13 protein-coding genes are annotated in these 18,233 nt (G+C 58.2%); 3 read left to right on the forward strand and 10 right to left on the reverse strand.

Translation table 11 applies throughout. The annotated features are described in order from the left end of the window. Positions 1–187: 187 nt before the first annotated feature. Genes H7698_RS06305 through H7698_RS06315 form a run of 3 tightly spaced genes read right to left on the reverse strand, consistent with a single transcriptional unit; the run spans position 188 to position 1,956 of the window. Entirely contained in the window at positions 188–859 is a 672-nt protein-coding gene (locus H7698_RS06305; protein ID WP_194690883.1) for a GNAT family N-acetyltransferase, read from the reverse strand. Positions 860–876: 17 nt separating this feature from the next. Further along, entirely contained in the window at positions 877–1,323 is a 447-nt protein-coding gene (locus tag H7698_RS06310) for a GNAT family N-acetyltransferase (RefSeq protein WP_162436595.1), read from the reverse strand. 9 nt (positions 1,324–1,332) lie between these two features. Then, positions 1,333–1,956, reverse strand: coding sequence for an FMN-binding negative transcriptional regulator (locus tag H7698_RS06315; protein ID WP_194690884.1), 624 nt, complete (start codon positions 1,954–1,956; stop codon positions 1,333–1,335). 90 nt (positions 1,957–2,046) lie between these two features. Here H7698_RS06315 and pdxR point away from each other — a divergent pair, with 90 nt between their 5' ends. After that, the gene (gene pdxR / locus H7698_RS06320; protein WP_194690885.1) at positions 2,047–3,597 is read left to right on the forward strand and encodes a MocR-like pyridoxine biosynthesis transcription factor PdxR; all 1,551 of its coding nucleotides are present in this window, start codon (positions 2,047–2,049) and stop codon (positions 3,595–3,597) included. 120 nt (positions 3,598–3,717) lie between these two features. Here the strand turns inward: pdxR and H7698_RS06325 are convergent, their stop codons facing one another. The 7 genes from H7698_RS06325 to aspA all read right to left on the reverse strand — a co-directional run bounded on the left by H7698_RS06325 (position 3,718) and on the right by aspA (position 16,348). Continuing rightward, complete coding sequence (locus tag H7698_RS06325) at positions 3,718–8,259, reverse strand: dermonecrotic toxin domain-containing protein (RefSeq protein WP_194690886.1); 4,542 nt, start codon at positions 8,257–8,259, stop codon at positions 3,718–3,720. A gap of 182 nt (positions 8,260–8,441) precedes the next feature. Next, positions 8,442–9,542, reverse strand: a complete 1,101-nt coding sequence (locus tag H7698_RS06330; RefSeq protein ID WP_162436599.1) for a polyamine ABC transporter substrate-binding protein — start codon at positions 9,540–9,542, stop codon at positions 8,442–8,444. Between the two features lie 12 nt (positions 9,543–9,554). Next, positions 9,555–10,586 (reverse strand): histone deacetylase family protein, encoded by a 1,032-nt coding sequence (locus H7698_RS06335; RefSeq protein WP_194690887.1) that lies wholly within the window; start codon positions 10,584–10,586, stop codon positions 9,555–9,557. A gap of 224 nt (positions 10,587–10,810) precedes the next feature. After that, on the reverse strand, positions 10,811–11,803 hold the full coding sequence (locus H7698_RS06340) for an AraC family transcriptional regulator (RefSeq protein ID WP_162436601.1): 993 nt from the start codon (positions 11,801–11,803) through the stop codon (positions 10,811–10,813). A gap of 182 nt (positions 11,804–11,985) precedes the next feature. Further along, the gene (locus H7698_RS06345; RefSeq protein WP_194690888.1) at positions 11,986–12,990 is read right to left on the reverse strand and encodes an asparaginase; all 1,005 of its coding nucleotides are present in this window, start codon (positions 12,988–12,990) and stop codon (positions 11,986–11,988) included. Between the two features lie 110 nt (positions 12,991–13,100). Beyond that, positions 13,101–14,552, reverse strand: a complete 1,452-nt coding sequence (locus H7698_RS06350) for an alanine/glycine:cation symporter family protein (protein ID WP_162436604.1) — start codon at positions 14,550–14,552, stop codon at positions 13,101–13,103. Between the two features lie 371 nt (positions 14,553–14,923). Then, entirely contained in the window at positions 14,924–16,348 is a 1,425-nt protein-coding gene (gene aspA / locus H7698_RS06355) for an aspartate ammonia-lyase (RefSeq protein WP_162436605.1), read from the reverse strand. Between the two features lie 180 nt (positions 16,349–16,528). Between aspA and H7698_RS06360 the strand changes: the two genes are divergently transcribed. Together H7698_RS06360 and purE are read left to right on the forward strand one after the other, a co-directional pair. Beyond that, positions 16,529–17,437 (forward strand): LysR substrate-binding domain-containing protein, encoded by a 909-nt coding sequence (locus H7698_RS06360; RefSeq protein ID WP_162436606.1) that lies wholly within the window; start codon positions 16,529–16,531, stop codon positions 17,435–17,437. A 304-nt stretch (positions 17,438–17,741) separates the two neighbouring features. Beyond that, entirely contained in the window at positions 17,742–18,233 is a 492-nt protein-coding gene (purE, locus tag H7698_RS06365; RefSeq protein ID WP_017341565.1) for a 5-(carboxyamino)imidazole ribonucleotide mutase, read from the forward strand.

Genomic DNA, 18,233 nt, shown 5'->3' on the forward strand with positions numbered 1-18,233 from the left:
AGCGGGGAGTTTTTACAGAATGATGTCTGAGAGTAGAAGTGCACGACTCTGCATTTTGAATGCATTCATAAAGCGGGCGGATTAGACGTGACTTCAGTTGAGATCGAAGATCAAGAGATCGCAGCCTTCGGCAGCCCCTACATTGGGATGATGTATCGCGGGCTGCGATCTTCAGATTTTTAAGGCATTAGCCCCGGCACTCGGCCAGCGTTTTCAATTGCCCCGAAGCCGTCTGGTTTTCATCCGAAAGCCAGCGCTCGAACCCTGCCCCGATTGCCGGCCATTCCGAATCCAGAATCGAGTACCAGGCCGTGTCCCGGTTCTGCCCTTTGACCACCATGTGCTGACGGAACACGCCTTCAAAGCTGAACCCCAGACGTTCGGCGGCGTATTTGGAGCGAGCGTTGCCGTTGTTGCACTTCCACTCCAGGCGCCGATAACCCAGGGCAAAGGACTCTTTCGCCAGCAGGTAAACGGCCTCGGTACTTTTCGGTGAACGCTGCATCGGCGCACCGAAGGTCACGTGGCCGATCTCGATGCGGCCCTGTGCGGGAACGATCGACATCAGGCTCAGAATGCCCTGCACCTCACCGCTTGCACGGTCGATCACACAGAAAAAATACGGGTCGCTATTGGCTGCGTGATTGTTCAACCAATCGTTGAACACGTTGCGCTCCGGGAAAGGGCCATAGGGCAGATAATCCCAGAGCTTGGGATCGGCGCCAGGGCCTTGCAAGGCGTTGAACAAATCGTCGCCATGACGCGCCGGGTCGAGTTTTTCCAGGCGGATAAAACGCCCTTCGAGCAGTGTGGCGGTGGGGGCTGGAGCGCCTTTCCAGTCTGCGAGTGAAGTCGACATGCTGTTCTCCTTGAACCTTAGATTGCTTTGCGAAACTGGATGAAACCAGGGCGTTCGGCGATGCGCTCATAGAGCTGGATCGCGGTGGCGTTGGTCTCGTGGGTCAGCCAATGGACTTTGCAGCAGCCGTCCTGTTTGGCGGTGGCGTAGACGAATTCAATCAGTTGCCGACCAACGCCGGTGCCGCGGGTTTCGGGCACTACCAGCAGGTCCTGCAAGTAACAGGAGTTTTCGATGCTCCAGTTAGAGCGATGGTAAATGAAGTTCACCATGCCGATGGCCTTGCCATCGGCCCACGCCAGCGCCGAGTGGGTCGGCTCGCTTGGGTCGAGCATGCGTTGCCAGGTGCTCTGTGTAACCGCTTCCGGCAGCTCGGTGTTGTAAAAGCGCAGGTAGGCTTGCCACAACGGCAGCCAGGCGGCGTGATCGTCGGCGGTGACCTGGCGGATGTCGATCTGACTCATGGGGTTTCCTTAACGCATTAATTGAGCGAGGGTCTGGTCATTGACGTCAGGGCTGACGGCCAGGCCTTCGCGCACGCCCGCGATATCGGCGGGGCTGCGGTTCTGGCTGAGTTTGCGTTTGCCTTCGAGACGGTCGATGGGAATGGCGAAACCGACGATTGCCTTGAGCATGCCGTCGATGTAATCGGCGGGGGCATCGGCGACTGACCACGGCTTGGAGCGGCCAGCTTCATGACGGTCGGTGAGGGTGCTGACGATGTCTAGCAGCCGCCCGCCATCGCTGAAGGTCTCGGCTCGCCCGTAGGCGTGAACCGCAACGTAGTTCCAGGTTGGCACAACTTTGCCGTGTTCGGCCTTGCTCGCGTAGAAGCCAGGGCTGACGTAGGCGTCGGGGCCGGAAAAAATCAGCAGGGCTTCGGCGCCGTCGCGCAGGTCTTTCCACTGTGGATTGGCTTTGGCCAAATGTCCGTACAACGTGCCATTCGAGCCTTGATCGCAATGCAGCAGAACCGGTACATGACTGGCTTGCAGGCCACTTTCACTGTGGGTCACCAAAATGGCGAGACGGCTGGCGAGCATCAGTTCATGCAGTTGGGACAACTCGTCGATGGTAAAAGCGCGTGGCGTATACATGGAAATTTCCCTTGGCGAATGCCTGCATCCTAGGCAGGCTATTGGTCTGTTGTAAGAGCCATTACCGACCAATTTCATAGGTCCATTCCCATGACAGACGTGCCGCTTTCCCTGTCCTTCAATCCTGCGGGTATCGAACTCGATCGCCGACAAGGGTTAAGCCGTCAGCTCTATCAAGCCTTGCGAGTTCGGGTGCTGGATGGCCGGTTGGCCAGCGGTACGCGTTTACCGGCCAGCCGTGACCTGGCTGCGGCACTCTCGATATCGCGCAACAGCGTGGTGCGGGCCTACGATCAGCTGTATGCCGAGGGCTTTATCGAAGGACGTGTGGGTGACGGGACTTATGTCGCTCAGCTACCCCAATCGAGCCTCCCGGCAAAAAAACTATCCACAAAACTATCCACAGGGTTTTCAACAGGGTTACCCACAGCCTTATCCACAAATTGGCTGGATTTACCTGTGATTCCATCCAGTAAAGTTATCCACAGAGGGGCTTTGGAACGGGTTGAAAAGAACCATTTAGCCAAGCCTCCCAGTGGTCCACCGAGGGCTTTCAGGGTCGGTGTTCCGGCGTTCGATCTGTTTCCCTTCGAGGTCTGGGCCAAGCTCAACGCGGCTTTCTGGCGAAAACCGGATTTTCAGCAGTTGTGTTATGGCGATCCAGCTGGCGACCAACGATTACGCGGATTGATCGCCGCGTATTTGCGCAGCTCGCGGGGCATGCAGTGCTCAGCTGAGCAAATAGTGATCACCAGTGGCGCACAGCAGGCGATTAGCCTTTGTGCACAGCTGCTGGTGGAGCCGGGCGACGGGGTGGCGATCGAGAATCCGGGCTATCGCGCTGCGGGTCATGCGTTCGCGGTGGCCGGGGCGAAGCTGCACGGGGTGTCCGTGGATAACGAGGGTATTGATTGCGCAGAGTTGAACGGTTTGAGTGATTGCCGATTGGCGTATGTCACCCCGTCTCATCAATATCCGACTGGTGTGATCATGAGCCTTGCTCGGCGCCTGGAGTTACTGGCGTGGGCGGAGCGTACGGACGGCTGGATCATCGAGGATGACTATGACGGCGAGTACCGCTACAGCGGCGCACCGCTAGCGCCGTTGGCGGCGCTCGATCGTCAGGGGCGGGTGCTGTATGTCGGGACCTTTGGCAAAGTGGCGTTTCCGGCGCTGAGGCTGGGTTACCTGGTGTTGCCGATCGGGTTGGTAGAAGCGTTCTCCCAGCGTCGAGCTGTGGATGTGCGTCATTCCGAAGTCAGCACTCAAGCGGTGATGGCCGAGTTCATGGCGGCGGGACATTTCCAGCGGCACATCCGCCGTATGCGCCGTGCCGCATTGAGCCGGCGCAACACATTGCTGACGGGCTGGCCAACGGGCATTGCAGGTGTGGGCAGCCTCCCGAGCGTAGCCGCAGGACTGCATTTGACGGTGGTGGTCGATACTCTGGCCCGTGAACAGGAGCTGATCGACAAAGCCGCCAGCGTCGACATCGAGATCAATGCCCTTAGCAGTTACTGGTTGCCTGATTCGAAAAAACCTTTGGACCAGCGTGCCGGGCTGGTCCTGGGTTTTGCCGCAGTGTGTGAGAGCGACATCATCGAAGCGCTTGGACGTCTGGAAAAGCGCTGGCGACAATGAGCCGCTGAATTGGCGGCATCCTTATTAGCTTTCCAGCGCTATCGACAGCGTCTCTTTGTGCGTGTCGACAGTGCTCAGTTGCTGTTTCAGCGCGGCTTCGAGTCGTATGTGTGGCCCGCTTCAGACTTCGACCTTGGGCTCCAGGTCAAAAAACAGTTTGCGCAGATCTGGCTCATCGATCTTGCGAAATACCCCATCAATGGGCTCGACAGTGGTCAGTATTTTTTTTTGCTCTTCGGTCAGCGTTTTCAAGTAGGTTTCCGAGATTTTCAGGTGGGCGGTGGTTGGAGCGTCCACAGGGCTTTGCAGGGATGGGTAGTGGAAGTGCGCCAGCCACAGTTCCCGATCATTATTTTTGCTGTCGAGAATGCGGTACTCCTGAAAGTAGTCACCCAGTTGCTTCGTTTGGGTTCGGCCTTTGTCCCGCTGTAATTTGACCATTGCGTTCTCATGCATCCATCTGAATATGCTCTGGGTAGGCTTACGCAACTTGTAGAGGTTGGCGCGGACGCTTTTGCCGGACTCGCGCATGTTTATCGCTGCCGCACGTAATTGTGGCGACAGACTGGACACCGGAAACTCCTTCGTACGGGCCAGAACCTGGTCAACGCTGTTTGCGCCTTGTTCAAGTTTGTTGGCTTGTTGATCGAAGATGTCCTGCATGTCCGCAGGGACTCGCGCAGGTCGACTGGCATCTTTTGTCATGCGTACGATGAAGGAAGGTGCGTCGTCAGACAGGGTGAGTGCCTCGGAAACAATTTCCCTATCGCTCTGTACGGTGGTCTGCCGAGAATGGGGATCCAGTGTAATGGAGCCAATAGGCGCGTCCTCAGTCGTTGGGATTTCAGTGCTGGTCTGTTGGCGCGGTCGGGTCTTTTTGACCTTAGCCTTCGGGTGAGGCGCTCTCGAAGGTCCGGCAGACGATTTCGGTATGGAGGGTTGTATTTTTGCCAGCAGGGACGAGCGTAGTTCCTGCGCATTTTTGGCGAAGTCGTCGATGAGAACGAGCAAATGATCGATCCTGACTTGGTTGAAATGGCCTGGATAGGTGTCGGGTAGTTCCCGAAAGCGTTGATCGACATCGGCAAAGGTTTCGATCAGCTGACTCAGTTCTTCAATCTGTTTTTGTGGAGTGATGTCGTCAGGTGTTTTCTTCAGAAACTTTGCGATCCGGTGAGCGGCTTTTGCGCTCCTTACAATCAGATTGCCAACGTCATCACGCGCTTGCGTCATCGTCGCGCTGGCCTGCTCTTCAAGGCACAATTCCTGAGAGATGCCGATCTCGTTAGCCCTGATCTCCCATTCGGTGAAAGAAGGCGCCAGTTTGTTCAGTTGAGTCGCACGTTCAATGCCGGGCATTCCAAGCGCCTCCAAGGTGCCGCGCTCCTCGCGTGATAGCACCAGCTTTTCGGCCATTGCCTGGCTCAAGTCTGTCACTTGCTGCACCTGGTCAAGATGGATGTTGCGTGTCGGTACTTCTATCACCGCGTCAGATCGCCAATCACGGGTGAGCCGGGCATATTCATTTTTTTTCATCAGGAACCAGAACGACAGGTACTTCTCCAGCTCAGTGTGCATACGCAACGATTCCGAAACGTAGCTCGGACCGCCACCCAGCGCATGCCATTCCCTCGACTGCTCCAGGGCCCGTTGATACGCACTGATCATGGCTTCAAGTTTTTCCACGTAAACCGCTTCCAGCCGGCCACGATCCGCGACAGTGGCTGCGATAAATGCTTCCTGAGCTTTGGCAACGTCGTTTTGTTTCTGTTCTTCGCTGCCTTCTACGTCCGGATCCTCCGGCTTGGCCTTCTTGCGCTGAAACCGCGCTCTTTCTTCTTTCAGTTCGATTCTGCGACGGGCATTCGCCTCCTTCAGCGTTCTAAGTGCATTCTTCGGTCCGCCACCTTTCAATCGCAACCGCAGGTCAATAACCCACCGACCCTCAGGGTCGCTGACCAACAACGGACCATGTTTCGTCGGTGTTTCGGGATCGACAATCTGTACCTGGTCATCCTCGCTGACGCTGACGTTGAACCAGCGCTTGCCGACTTTTGCGTAGTTTTTACCCTCTAGCTCATGCACATAGCTGGGCTTGTCGGTGTCCTCACTTGCCACTTCGGTATTCAGGTCTGGTTCCTTGACTTCGAGGGCGTCCAGATAGGTGACAAGTTCCGATGGGGAAAGGCGGGGGACTGATCCTGCAGCATCCACCAACGCCACATGTGCCTTGGGGATCTCGCCTGAGAGCGAAACCGGGTCCAACGTGATGGCGGTGGTCTCAGGAGCAGGCAACACGCTCAGTTCAAGCGGCTTGTGGGCATTGGCGGGCTTGCTGGAAAGCGCTTTGCGTCGCATCACGGCGTGATGGGCAAGAAGAATACCCAGGGATAGCAGGATGTCTGCCTCGGACTTCCATTCGTTAAAGTTGTCGCCTTTTTCATGGGCATCCAAGGCCTGCTGAATTTGCTCGATAACCTGCCAGGCCCACACAGCAGTGCCGAGGGCGCCACAAAGCAAGTTGCTCGCAACGCCGAACAGGGCCCAACTGCTGTCTTTCAACAGGGTCCAGCGACGCTCGGCATTCGATTGCGACTGACGGTCTGCCAGAGTGATTAGTGCCTGCGCATTGTTTCTGAACAGTGCGGTGTGGATGTCCCCGGTCATTGCTTGAGTGTCCAGGACGACCCGCCCGAACTGGTCGGCCCTCATGAGTGGATTGACCAGCTGTTCAGCCACCAGCCATGGAGACGGCAGTCCAACTGGAAAAACGTACTGGGAATATTCGAAGCTCAGCGTCTTGTTCGCCAGCCACGCCAGTATCGAGTCGCGTAGCTCACCAGGTTGGTGCAGGGCATAAAGTAAATTCTGCCGCGAAGGAAACTGCATCAACGGCACATCCTGCAGGGGGCGGTAGAGCAGGCAGGGACCGTTGGCAGCGTTTCGAGGGTTGATAATGTACATGTTGGTCACGGTGTCGCTGGCGCTGATCAAACGGTGTTTCGGCATCAGGGTAAGGGGGGAGACTGCGATGGGGTTGGCATTGCCAGGGGCAGACTCCATCCATGTGCAGATGGTTTTATAGCCTTGCTCGTCGATTCCGCCAGTTTGTTGGATTTTTTCTTCCAGCGCCTTGAGCGGCAACAACCAGCGTAATTGATCGCGATAAAAATTCGCCTGGCGTTGGGAGGTGGTGGCGTCGTCGATCAGCACTTTCTTGAGGTAGGAGGGGTAGGCACTGCCGACGTCAATGTTGGCCGCCACCTGGGTCAGAAATGCCGGTGTGAGCCAATCCGGAACCTGCACACCGTTTTTGAATGAAAGGGTTGCCATGTAGGGCGCTTCGTTTTCAAGCGCGAACTCGGCCAGTGTTTCAGTGTGTTGATCGTGCGGATTGGGCAGCGTGAAATTATCAACGGTAAAGCTGTTGACGTAGTGGATGCGTAAATCATCCCACGGCAACGACGCGGCACCCGCTGCATCTTCATCGGCAATGATCGCGTCGCACATCGCTTTATGAGCGTATTGGTTGATGGGCGGTATTTCGGTTCTGGCGGTTTTGTACTTGGGTTTTCGATACAGTTTTCCCAAGGCGGTGACATACCGTCGGTAATCGTCGATGTCGTTGGCCGGGGCATCGCGCAGCCAGTCCGGTATTGCGGCATCGAGTTGTTGGTATCGAGATTGTTCACGGGCATCCAGTCCTTTTTCGGGACCGGGCACTTCTGCGTAGGCCTCGGCATTTTTCAGTGCGTCAATGCTGTCTATCTGCGAAGACACAAGGGCCCAGGCCATATGGTCGAGTACGTTGCCGTCGGGCTCGAACAATCGCCATTCCAGAGAGCTTCCTTTCGGTACCGGATCGAGCCGCTCAGGAAGAGAGCTTCCGAGTGCGTCCATAGAACTGAAGGATTCATAGCCACGGTCGATCGTGTACAGGGTGATGAGCTGGCGTTTCAGGTACGTTGCCTTGATCACAAGTGCCCCGCCGACCACGAGGTGCCTGGATGTGCCATTTTCGACGATGTCGATATCGATCAGGCAGGCCTGAATAGTCGAAAAGCCGGCCTTTACGTTTTTGCGCGTGACTCTGTCCGGGTCGACAAAAATCTCCCGTGCCATGGCGCATTCGTCTGCATCCCAGCCCTTCGTCTGGTTCACATCCAGTACTTTTCGCAGAGATTCGGAAAGCTTCTGCCAGCGTGGCATTTCGTGCACTTTCTCATTCCAGAAGTCCAGCTGACGCTCCTGGAACTCGATGAACAACAGGGCGACTGCCTCGTTGAGTATCTGGGCGATTTCCTCGATGTCTACCGAGAGTTGGACCGGGTTATCAACCTGCGGCTCGACGGTTAGAAAGTGCTCTCCTTCGAGGTAGTCGGCGGTTGTTCCACCGAGCGCGTGCCGAACAAGCGCGAGGTTCAGCGTTTCATAAGTGATCGGCCCGCGTTCTATTTCATCGTTGATCACTTGCCACTGCGGGCTGCCGACTTGCGCTGTGTTGGGGTCTATATCCAGGTCGGAGTATTTTTCTTTGAGCATTTGACGCAGCAAGGTCGAAGCGACTTCATGGAGCGTGGGGCCATGGCTGATCTGGTTGATCAGATTGCTTTTTTCCACCAGGGGGTCGGCGCTGCGGCTATCGATGGTTTTGTTCGTCATTGTTGTTTCCTTCGGTGCTGGTATCAGGAAGAACGTGTCAATCCTGGCGAGGGCATCGAAGGTAAGAGGGTGTGAATCCGGGAGGTGGTAAGTAATTATCGCCCTCGAAAAAAACCCGCGGATACGCGCGGGTTTTCAGGCGGCAGCGGCAATGGCTGCCTCGGTGATGTTTCTCGCGGTTGTCAGGTCCCGGATTTGATCTTTGTCCAGGCACGAGTCCGCGCACGTTCTGCATCGCGCGGTAACGGTTGAAGGGTATAAAGCGTTTCCATGGCGGCGTCGGTCGGGTACAGGTTCGGGTTGTTCCGGATGGCGGGGTCCACCAGTTGCGTAGCGTCCTTGTTAGGGTTCGGGTAGCCAACGAAGTCGCTGACCGGCGCGATCACTTGCGGTTGCAGCAAGTAGTTGATGAAGGTGTAGGCATCCTCAGTGTTCTTCGCGCCTTTGGGAATGGCGAGCATGTCGAACCAGATCGGCGCGCCTTCTTTGGGCAGGCGCATGTCGACGGTCACACCGTTTTTGGCTTCCTTGGCGCGGTTGGCGGCCTGGGAGAAGCTGCCGGAGTAACCGACAGCGACGCAGATGTCTCCATTAGCGATGTCGGCCATGTATTTGGAGGAGTGGAAGTAAGTGATGTACGGACGGATTTTCATCAGCAACGCTTCAGCCTTGGCGTAATCCGCCGGCTTCTTGCTGTTGGGGTCCAGACCGAGATGCTGCAGGGCCAGCGGCAGGATCTCCGACGGCGAATCGAGCAGGGCGACGCCGCACTGCTTGAGCTTGCTGATGTTTTCTTCCTTGAAGATCAGGTCCCAGCTGTCGACCGGTGCGTTATCACCCAGCGCGGCTTTGATCTTGTCCGGGTTGAAGCCGATCAGGATGGTGCCGTACATGTACGGCACGGCGAACTTGTTGCCCGGGTCGTTGGCTTCGATCAGCTTCATCAGCTTGGGATCGAGGTGATTCCAGTTCGGCAGTTTGCTTCGGTCCAGCGGCTGGAACACCCCCGCTTCAATCTGCTTGGCCAGGAACACGTTGGAAGGCACCACGACGTCATAGCCGGAGTTGCCCGTCAGCAACTTGGCTTCCAGGGCTTCGTTGGTATCGAAGATGTCGTAGACCAGCTTGGTTTGCGTGTTCTGTGCCTTGAAGTCTTCCAGTGCCTTGGGGGTGATGTAGTCGAACCAGTTGTAGACGCGCAACGTTCGCTCTTCAGCGTGAACGGCACCGCTGAGCACCGAGGCGCACAGCATCGGGGCCATAAGGCGCTTGAGTCTGTTCATTGTTTTTATTCCTTATTGAGCGCTTTCAAAACCTTCGAGTACGTTCACGGCATTGATGCCGATTTCTTCGACGGCGTAACCACCTTCCATCACGAACAGTGTCGGCTTGCCCAGTTTGGCGATGCGCTCGCCCATGGCCAGATAGTCCGGGCTGTCGAGTTTGAACTGCGAAATGGGATCGTCCTTGAACGTGTCGACGCCCAGGGACACGACGACGATGTCCGCACCGTAGGTTTCGATCTCTTTGCACGCCTGCTCAAGCGCGGCACTCCAGCTGTCCCAACCACTGCCCGCCGGCAAAGGGTAATTGAAGTTGAAGCCTTCACCCGCGCCTTCGCCGAGTTCGTCCTCATAGCCGAGGAAGAACGGAAATTCGGCTTCCGGATGGCCGTGGATCGAGGTGAACAGCACGTCGCTGCGCTCGTAGAAAATCGATTGTGTGCCGTTGCCGTGGTGGTAGTCGACGTCGAGGATCGCGACTTTTTTGTGGCCCTGATCGAGAAACGCCTGGGCGGCGATGGCAGCGTTATTGAGGTAGCAATAACCGCCCATCAAGTCGCTGGCAGCATGGTGTCCCGGCGGGCGGCACAGGGCGAATGCACTGCGGGCGCCGCGCTGGATTTCTGCCTGTGCGGTCAATGCAACCTGGGCCGCGCTGTACGCTGCTTGCCAGGTGCCGGCGGTAATGGGGGCACCGCCGTCGAAGCTGTAATAACCCAGTTGGCCGTGCAGGCTGGTGGGTTTGATCGCACGCAAGGTCCGCGCTGGCCAGGTGTAGGGCAGCAGGTCGCCGTCGGTGTTGAATTCAGTCCAGCGTGCCCACGCGCCTTTGAAGAAGTCGAGGTAGTCGCGGCTGTGGATGCGCGCGATGGGGTCGAGGCCGAAATCTTTCGGCGCTTCTACGGGACCCAGTTGCTGGTGTTGCACCCGTTGCAAGACATGGTCGGCACGGGAGGGCATCTCGAAGCAGGGTTTGAGCTGCCCGTCGATCAGTTCACAACGGCCGTGGTGCAGATGGTGGTCATCCGAGTAGATCGTCAGCATTTCTTGTTCTCCGCAGGCTGATTCGGTTGAACACAGTTTTGCGGCGCAAGGCGTTTCGGAGAACGGCAGGAAAGGCCAAAAGGGGATTTATGTGGCCAAAATAGTTGACCGAAATTCGCCCCTATTTGAAGCGGCACCGCTTCAATCCAGAGCGCTCTGTCGCAGGTAAATTCGCCGCGATAACGTCACACAAAAGCTTTGCTCCTACAGGTTTTATGGCGTTTTCAAGGTCGGAACTGACTGGGCGCCACGCCGCTCCAGCGCACAAACGCATGGCGAAAGCTCGCGGTCTCGCTGAATCCAAGCGCTTCGGCGATCCGGTAGATCGGCAGCTGATCTTCACAGAGCATCAACTTGGCCTGCTCAAAGCGTAATTCATCGAGCAATTCCTGATAGCTGCACCCCAGATCCTTCAGATGCCGGCGCAAGGTGCGAGCTGAACAATTCATCTGTTGCGCCAGACCCTCAAGCCCCGGCGCTGCATTCAACTGCGCGCGCAGTAACTGCCGAATACGCCCCAGCCATGCCTGGCGCCCGGTGAACTCGGTGTTTTGTTTGCGGCAGCGTTCGGCCATGGCCTGGTGAGTAATAACGTCTGCGAGCGGTAAGGGTTCATCGAGCCAGCGCTTGTCGAACGCGAAGGCGTTGTCCCGGGCCTCGAAGTGCAGCGGGCAGTTGAAGTGCTCGGCGTAGGTCGCTTGATAGTCCGGTGCGGCGTGCTCGAAGCGAGTTGCCAGCAGAGGCAGCGAATGCCCGAGCAGGTCGTCGCAGATGACTTTCAGCGACACCAGGCAAAACTCGGCGTTGAACACGGCCAGCGCCGGATTCTCTCGGTAATCGGCGGCCACGAACCAGATACGCTCGCCGTCTTCTTCCAGGCTCAGTTCGAAAAGTGTTCCCAACAGCGCCGGATAACGCATGGCCAGACGTAACGCGTCACCGAAGGTGGCACTGGTGAGCAGTGCATAACCGAGCATGCCGTAGGAAGAAACGTGCATCCGACGCCCCAGTTCCAGGCCGATATCGCGCTTGAGCGCCACAGCGTTGGCGCACACTTGCATCTCTTGGTTGGTGGTGATGCGCGTGTCTGCCCGGTTCAGGTCCGCTGCACTGATACCGCTGCCCGCGAGCAGCGCTTCGCTGGACAGGCCTTGGCCCTTGAAGGCGTTGAGCACCAGAGAAACAGCATTGAGGGTGGTGAGGTGGGAGTGGAGCATGGCGACTTCCAGCCTGGAGGTGACTGGAACACAGCAAGTTGTGTGCCCACGACAAAACCTTGTAGGAGCGTGTAGCTGTCGAGTGAAACGAGGCTGCGATCTTTTGACCTTAAAAATAGATCAAGAGATCGCAGCCTCGTTTCACTCGACAGCTACACAGTGCCTACAAAGGCCTTGCGGTATCAGCTCAGTTCACCGCAGAGGTCGAGTTCGACCAGACGCCGTACTTCAGCGGTGTCCAGGCCCGCGCCGAGCAAGCCATGTATCTTGCCGAACGCCGCTTCGCGGGTCATGCCGCCACCTGACAATACGCCGACGCCACGCAACCGGCTGCCAGCCTCGTAGACATCCAGCTCGACGCCGCCCTCGTGACATTGCGTAATCGCCACAACGACAACATCGCTGTCCTGTGCCCGTTGCAGGCTCGCCAGAAATCCAGGGTTGTCGCTCGGCCCGGTACCGCTGCCATAGCACTCCAGCACCAGGCCCTGGATACCGCTGTTCAGCAAGCCGTCCAGCTGCTCGGCGCCAATCCCGGGAAATAGCGGCAGCACGGCAACGTTGGCCAGTTGTTTAGGCTGGTTGTAGTTGAGCTGCGGCAGCAGGGTGGTCGCTTTTGTTCCGCCACCCTGACGCGCCAGCAACTTGAACGGATGGCGCCCAAAACTGCGTACTTTCGCGCAACGGGTCGGGTCCAGCAGTTCGCCGTGGAAGTACAGGTGTACGCCCGGTGCCAAACCTTTCCCAAGGGCCACCAGCGCGCCGCTGAGGTTTTCCCAGGCATCGCTGTCCGTCACGCCAGCGGGCAGCATGGAGCCAGTGAAAACGACGCGAGCGTGCAGGCCGAGCAATTGAAAACTCATGGCCGCGGCGCTGTAGGCGAGGGTGTCCGTGCCGTGAAGGATCAGCACGCTGTCGCAGCCTTGCACGTCAACAGCGTCGACGACCGCTTCGCGCAATTGCTGCCAGTAAGCCGGTGACATGTTCGCGCTGTCGATCAGCGGTGACATCTCGCGAAAGCGCCACTGCGGCACCACTAATTCAGGCTGGCTGTGCAGGTACTCGCGCATCCGTGCTTCGAAACCGGACGCCGGTGCCAGACCGTGTGCACTCGCTTGCATGCCGATGGTGCCACCGGTGTAGAGCACCATGACGTGCTGGGCGGCGGGGTAGGTCGAGGAATTCATGTTGGTTCTCCGAGAACAATGACTTCCCTGTAGGAGTGAGCCAGTGGAGAGGGGATGAATCCCCTCGCCACACAACCTCACTCCCACACGGTTTTGAGAACTTTAACCGATCAGCGTTGCGCCGCGGGTACGCCTTGCGGCTCAGCTTCTGCCTTCACAGCGGCTGCTGGCGGATTCGCTGGCCAGGCTTTCAGGTCCAGGTCCAGGTCCGGGAACTTGCTCGAATCAAACACCGGCGTCTTGATGCCGGCAGCGCGCTGGTCATCGTAATCACGCAGGATGCGCATACCGACCTTGAACAGCAGGAACAGCGCGATCAGGTTGACGAAGGCGAGCATGGTCATGGTGATGTCGGCGAACGCGAACACGGTGCCGAGGTTCTCGATAGCGCCCCAGAAAATCAGCACCAGTACCAATGCGCGGTAGCCGATCAGCGCCTTGCGGTTTTCGCCGATCAAAAAGCGCAGGTTGCTCTCGCCCAGGTAGTAGTTGTAGAGGATCGAGGTGAACACGAACAACGCCAAGGCGACCGAGATGAACATGCGGCCCCAGTCACCGACCACGGCGGCCAGGGAGTTCTGGGTCAGGGCAATGCCGTCGCCTTCGAAGCCAGGGGTATAGAAGCCCGAGAGCAGGATCAGCAACGCGGTGCAGGTGCAGATCACGAAGGTATCGAGGAACACGCTGAACGCCTGAACCACGCCTTGCGCCACCGGGTGCTCGACGGACGCCACGGCGGCCACGTTAGGCGCACTGCCCAGACCGGCCTCGTTGGCGAACACGCCGCGCTTCACGCCCATCACAATCGCGCTGCCGATCAGGCCGCCGAAGGCTTGATCGAGACCGAAAGCGCTTTTGACGATGGTCATCAACATGCCTGGCACCTGATCGAATTGCAGCACGATCACGTAAATGGTCACGCCGATGTACACCAGGGTTTTCACCGGTACCAACAGGTCCGCGACCTTGGCGATGCGCTTGATGCCTCCGATGAACACCAGGCCCAACAGCACGGCCAGACCGATGCCGGTGTAAGTGGTGTCGAGGCCGAAGGCGTTGTTCAGCGAGTGCGTGACGGCGTGGGATTGCAGGCCGTTGAACGCGAAGCCGAAGGTGATCAGCAGCAGGAACGCCATGATCATGCCCAGCCAGCGTTTTTGCAGGCCGTGCTGGATGTAGTAAGACGGGCCGCCACGGTAGGTGCCGTCGGCGTCGCAGCGCTTGTAGAGCTGGCCGAGGGAGCATTCGAAGAAGCTGCTGGACATGCCGACCAGCGCGGTCACCCACATCCAGAACACCGCGCCCGGGCCGCCCAGGGTAACGGCGATGCCGACACCGGCGATGTTGCCTGCACCGACGCGACCCGCCAGGCTGAGCATCAGGGCCTGAAAGGAGCTGAGTTGGCCGGCGCTGCTTTTGAGGCTGTCGCGGAACACCGCGAACATGTGGAAAAAGTGACGCAATTGTACGAAACGCGAGCGGATCGTGAAGTAGCTACCGAGCCCGACAATGAGCACGATCAGTACTTTCCCTGAGAGGAAGTCGTTAATGACTTCGAGCATGGAGTATTCCTCGCTGTTTTTTATGTGGAGCAACATGCTGGGCGGAGCGGAAACATCGCGTTACACCGGATTGCGCGCGGCAAAACAGGCGAGGCGAAGGTTTCGTCCCGGTTCCAAATTGCGGGTTTGTTATTAGTTCGGGGTTCGCATGGGTGATGGCCTCGTTACCGACGACCGCTCACGCGAAGAGGGGCGGCACTATACCGATGAGTGCGGCGCCCGTCTGCACGGTTGTGGTGCAAGCGATAAAACGGGGTATTGCTTCTACAGAATTCGATAAAAAAAAGGGCCTGGGGAATAAATCCCCAAGCCCTCAAAAGGTGAGAGGTGTCTAGTCCCTCGACCTGGTGAGCAGTAACTAAAGCGTTTGGTCAGGCCTTCAAAGGCACCAGACGCGGAGCAATCATGTTTTCCGGACGCAGGATGTCGGCGAGCATTTCGTCGTCGAGCAAGCCTTCTTCGCGCACCAGTTCCAGCACGCCGCGGCCGCTTTCGAGAGCGATGCGCGCGATACGGGTGGCGTTTTCATAGCCGATGTACGGGTTCAGCGCAGTCACCAGGCCGATCGAGTGCTCGACCAGTTCACGGCAGCGCGCTTCGTTGGCGGTGATGCCGACGATGCAGTGCTCGCGCAGCATGTCCATGGCGCGTTGCAGCAGGCGGATCGAGTCGAAGATCTTGAACGCGATCAGCGGCTCCATCACGTTCAGTTGCAACTGGCCGCCTTCGGCTGCGATGGTCAGCGCCAAATCGTTACCGATGATCTGGAACGCTACCTGGTTCACGGCTTCCGGAATAACCGGGTTGACCTTGCCTGGCATGATCGAGCTGCCTGGCTGACGCGCTGGCAGGTTGATTTCGTTGATGCCGGTGCGTGGACCGCTGGACAGCAGGCGCAGGTCATTGCAGATCTTCGACAGTTTGACCGCAGTACGCTTGAGCATGCCGGAGAACAGTACGAAGGCGCCCATGTCCGACGTGGCTTCGATCAGGTCGGCCGCTGGAACCAGCGGTTGACCGCTGATCAGTGCCAGGCGCTGAACGGCCAGGTGCTGGTAACGCGGGTCGGCGTTGATGCCCGTACCGATGGCAGTGCCGCCCAGGTTCACTTCGGTCAGAAGCTCTGGTGCCAGTGTTTTCAGACGTGCGAGGTCTTCACCCAGGGTGGTGGCGAACGCGCGGAATTCCTGGCCCAGGGTCATCGGCACAGCGTCTTGCAGTTGGGTACGGCCCATCTTCAATACGTGGCTGAATTCTTCACCTTTGGCAGCGAACGCCTGGATCAGGCTGTCGAGGCTGGCGAGCAGGGCGTCGTGGCCCAACAGCAGACCCAGACGGATCGCGGTCGGATAGGCGTCGTTGGTCGACTGCGCCATGTTCACGTCGTTGTTCGGGTGCAGGTACTGGTATTCGCCCTTCTGGTGACCCATGGCCTCCAGCGCGATGTTGGCGATGACTTCGTTGGCATTCATGTTGGTCGAAGTGCCAGCGCCGCCTTGAATCATGTCCACCACGAACTCTTCGTGGAAATCGCCGCGGATCAGTCGTGCACAGGCTTCGCTGATGGCTGCGTGCTTGGCGTCGCTCAGGTGACCCAGCTCACGGTTAGCGTCAGCGGCGGCCTGTTTGACCATTGCCAGACCGACAACCAGTTTCGGGTAGTGCGAAATCGGAACGCCGGAGAGACGGAAGTTATTCACCGCTCGCAGGGTCTGGATGCCGTAATACGCTTGAGCCGGTACTTCGAGTACGCCAAGCAGGTCTTTTTCTGTGCGGAAAGATGCAGCGGAGGACATGATAGAAATCATCTCGATATGGACCCGGTCTGTGCCGGAACACCGCAAATGCTAGGCTTGTAGAGAATTTTCGGCCAATGCCTTTAAACACTGCCCTATGCAAATTCGGCATAATGCCCGTGTGACGCCGTGATTGCGGCGAACGTGTGACCTAATTTGGTGCGTGTCCGGGAGGGCGTGATGAATCTGGAAAGTAAATGGCTTGAGGACTTCAGCGCCCTGGCCGCGACGCGCAGCTTCTCCCAGGCTGCGGAGCGACGCTTTGTGACGCAGCCGGCGTTCAGTCGCCGCATTCGCAGCCTCGAGACGGCGCTCGGTCTGCAACTGGTCAACCGTTCGCGCACCCCTATCGAACTGACCGCAGCGGGGCAGCTGTTTCTGGTGACGGCGCGGACCGTGGTCGAACAACTCGGTGAAGTGTTGCGTCACCTGCATCATCTGGAGGGTGGGCAGGGCGAAGTGATGCAAGTGGCAGCTGCTCACTCGCTGGCGCTGGGCTTCTTTCCGCGCTGGATTGCTCAGTTGCGAAACGAAGGCCTGAACATTGCCACACGGCTGGTAGCAACCAACGTTGGCGACGCGGTGCACGCGCTGCGCGAAGGCGGCTGCGACTTGATGTTGGCGTTTTACGATCCGGATGCTGCGCTGCAAATGGATCCTGAGATTTTCCCGTCGCTGCACCTTGGGCATACCGAAATGCTGCCGGTATGCGCGGCGGATGCCGACGGTAAGCCGCTGTTCGATCTCGAAGGCGAGGCGAGTGTGCCGTTGCTGGCTTACAGCGCCGGTGCGTTTTTGGGTCGTTCGGTGAACATGCTGCTGCGCCAGCGCGCGCTGCGTTTCACCACTATTTATGAAACGGCCATGGCGGACAGTCTGAAAAGCATGGCGCTGGAAGGTTTGGGCATTGCATGGGTTCCGCAACTCAGCGTGCGCGCCGAACTGGCGCGCGGTGAGCTGGTGGTCTGCGGCGGTGCGCAATGGCATGTGCCGCTGGAAATTCGTTTGTACCGCTGTGCACTGGTGCGCAAGGCGAATGTGCGGTTGCTGTGGCGCAAGCTTGAAGGGGGCGCGGCGCAGGGCACATAACTGCGTTGTGTTCACCGGGCGCCAGGATCGCAGCCTTCGGCAGCTCCTGCGCCCATCTCTGCAGGAGCTGCCGAAGGCTGCGATCTTTTGATCTTTTTGGCTGACCTTAAAGTCAGTAAAACTGGCACTTTGCGCCGTATGACAGATGGTCGTAACAGGGGCTGTTTATCTGCTCCATTGAGGTATACTGCGCGGCCTTCGGCCGGCTTGACTGGCCATTTTTCGTACAATTGAGCCACGCATATTATGCGTGGCTTGTTGTTTTTGACGCGCCTGCGGGCGCCCAGAGAGAAGAGGCACGACGATGAGTGCACTGGTTGGCGTGATCATGGGCTCCAAGTCCGATTGGTCCACCCTTAGCCACACCGCCGATATGCTGGAAAAGCTCGGCATTCCTTACGAGGTGAAAGTGGTCTCTGCCCACCGCACCCCGGATCTGCTGTTCCAGTATGCCGAAGAGGCCGAGGCGCGTGGCATCGAGGTGATTATCGCCGGTGCCGGCGGCGCGGCCCACTTGCCGGGCATGTGTGCGGCCAAAACCCACCTGCCGGTGCTCGGCGTGCCGGTGCAGTCATCGATGCTGTCGGGCGTCGATTCCCTGCTCTCTATTGTGCAGATGCCCGCGGGCATTCCGGTTGCCACCCTGGCCATCGGCAAGGCTGGCGCGATCAACGCCGCATTGCTGTCGGCGAGTATCCTGGGCGCCAAGCATCCGCAATTCCATGCGGTGTTGAAAACATTCCGTGCTGAGCAGACAGACAGCGTCCTGGAAAATCCAGACCCACGCATCGCCTGA

Source organism: Pseudomonas sp. p50(2008) (assembly GCF_015351605.1).
GTDB lineage: Bacteria > Pseudomonadota > Gammaproteobacteria > Pseudomonadales > Pseudomonadaceae > Aquipseudomonas.

Excerpts from the sequence above, each read along its gene's own strand:
- aspA (WP_162436605.1), bottom strand. The coding sequence starts at position 16,348 with ATGTCCTCCGCTGCATCTTTCCGCACAGAAAAAGACCTGCTTGGCGTA.
- H7698_RS06310 (WP_162436595.1), bottom strand. The coding sequence starts at position 1,323 with ATGAGTCAGATCGACATCCGCCAGGTCACCGCCGACGATCACGCCGCC.
- H7698_RS06330 (WP_162436599.1), bottom strand. The coding sequence starts at position 9,542 with ATGAACAGACTCAAGCGCCTTATGGCCCCGATGCTGTGCGCCTCGGTG.
- pdxR (WP_194690885.1), top strand. The coding sequence starts at position 2,047 with ATGACAGACGTGCCGCTTTCCCTGTCCTTCAATCCTGCGGGTATCGAA.
- H7698_RS06340 (WP_162436601.1), bottom strand. The coding sequence starts at position 11,803 with ATGCTCCACTCCCACCTCACCACCCTCAATGCTGTTTCTCTGGTGCTC.
- H7698_RS06335 (WP_194690887.1), bottom strand. The coding sequence starts at position 10,586 with ATGCTGACGATCTACTCGGATGACCACCATCTGCACCACGGCCGTTGT.
- H7698_RS06325 (WP_194690886.1), bottom strand. The coding sequence starts at position 8,259 with ATGACGAACAAAACCATCGATAGCCGCAGCGCCGACCCCCTGGTGGAA.
- H7698_RS06360 (WP_162436606.1), top strand. The coding sequence starts at position 16,529 with ATGAATCTGGAAAGTAAATGGCTTGAGGACTTCAGCGCCCTGGCCGCG.
- H7698_RS06350 (WP_162436604.1), bottom strand. The coding sequence starts at position 14,552 with ATGCTCGAAGTCATTAACGACTTCCTCTCAGGGAAAGTACTGATCGTG.
- H7698_RS06305 (WP_194690883.1), bottom strand. The coding sequence starts at position 859 with ATGTCGACTTCACTCGCAGACTGGAAAGGCGCTCCAGCCCCCACCGCC.
- H7698_RS06315 (WP_194690884.1), bottom strand. The coding sequence starts at position 1,956 with ATGTATACGCCACGCGCTTTTACCATCGACGAGTTGTCCCAACTGCAT.
- purE (WP_017341565.1), top strand. The coding sequence starts at position 17,742 with ATGAGTGCACTGGTTGGCGTGATCATGGGCTCCAAGTCCGATTGGTCC.
- H7698_RS06345 (WP_194690888.1), bottom strand. The coding sequence starts at position 12,990 with ATGAATTCCTCGACCTACCCCGCCGCCCAGCACGTCATGGTGCTCTAC.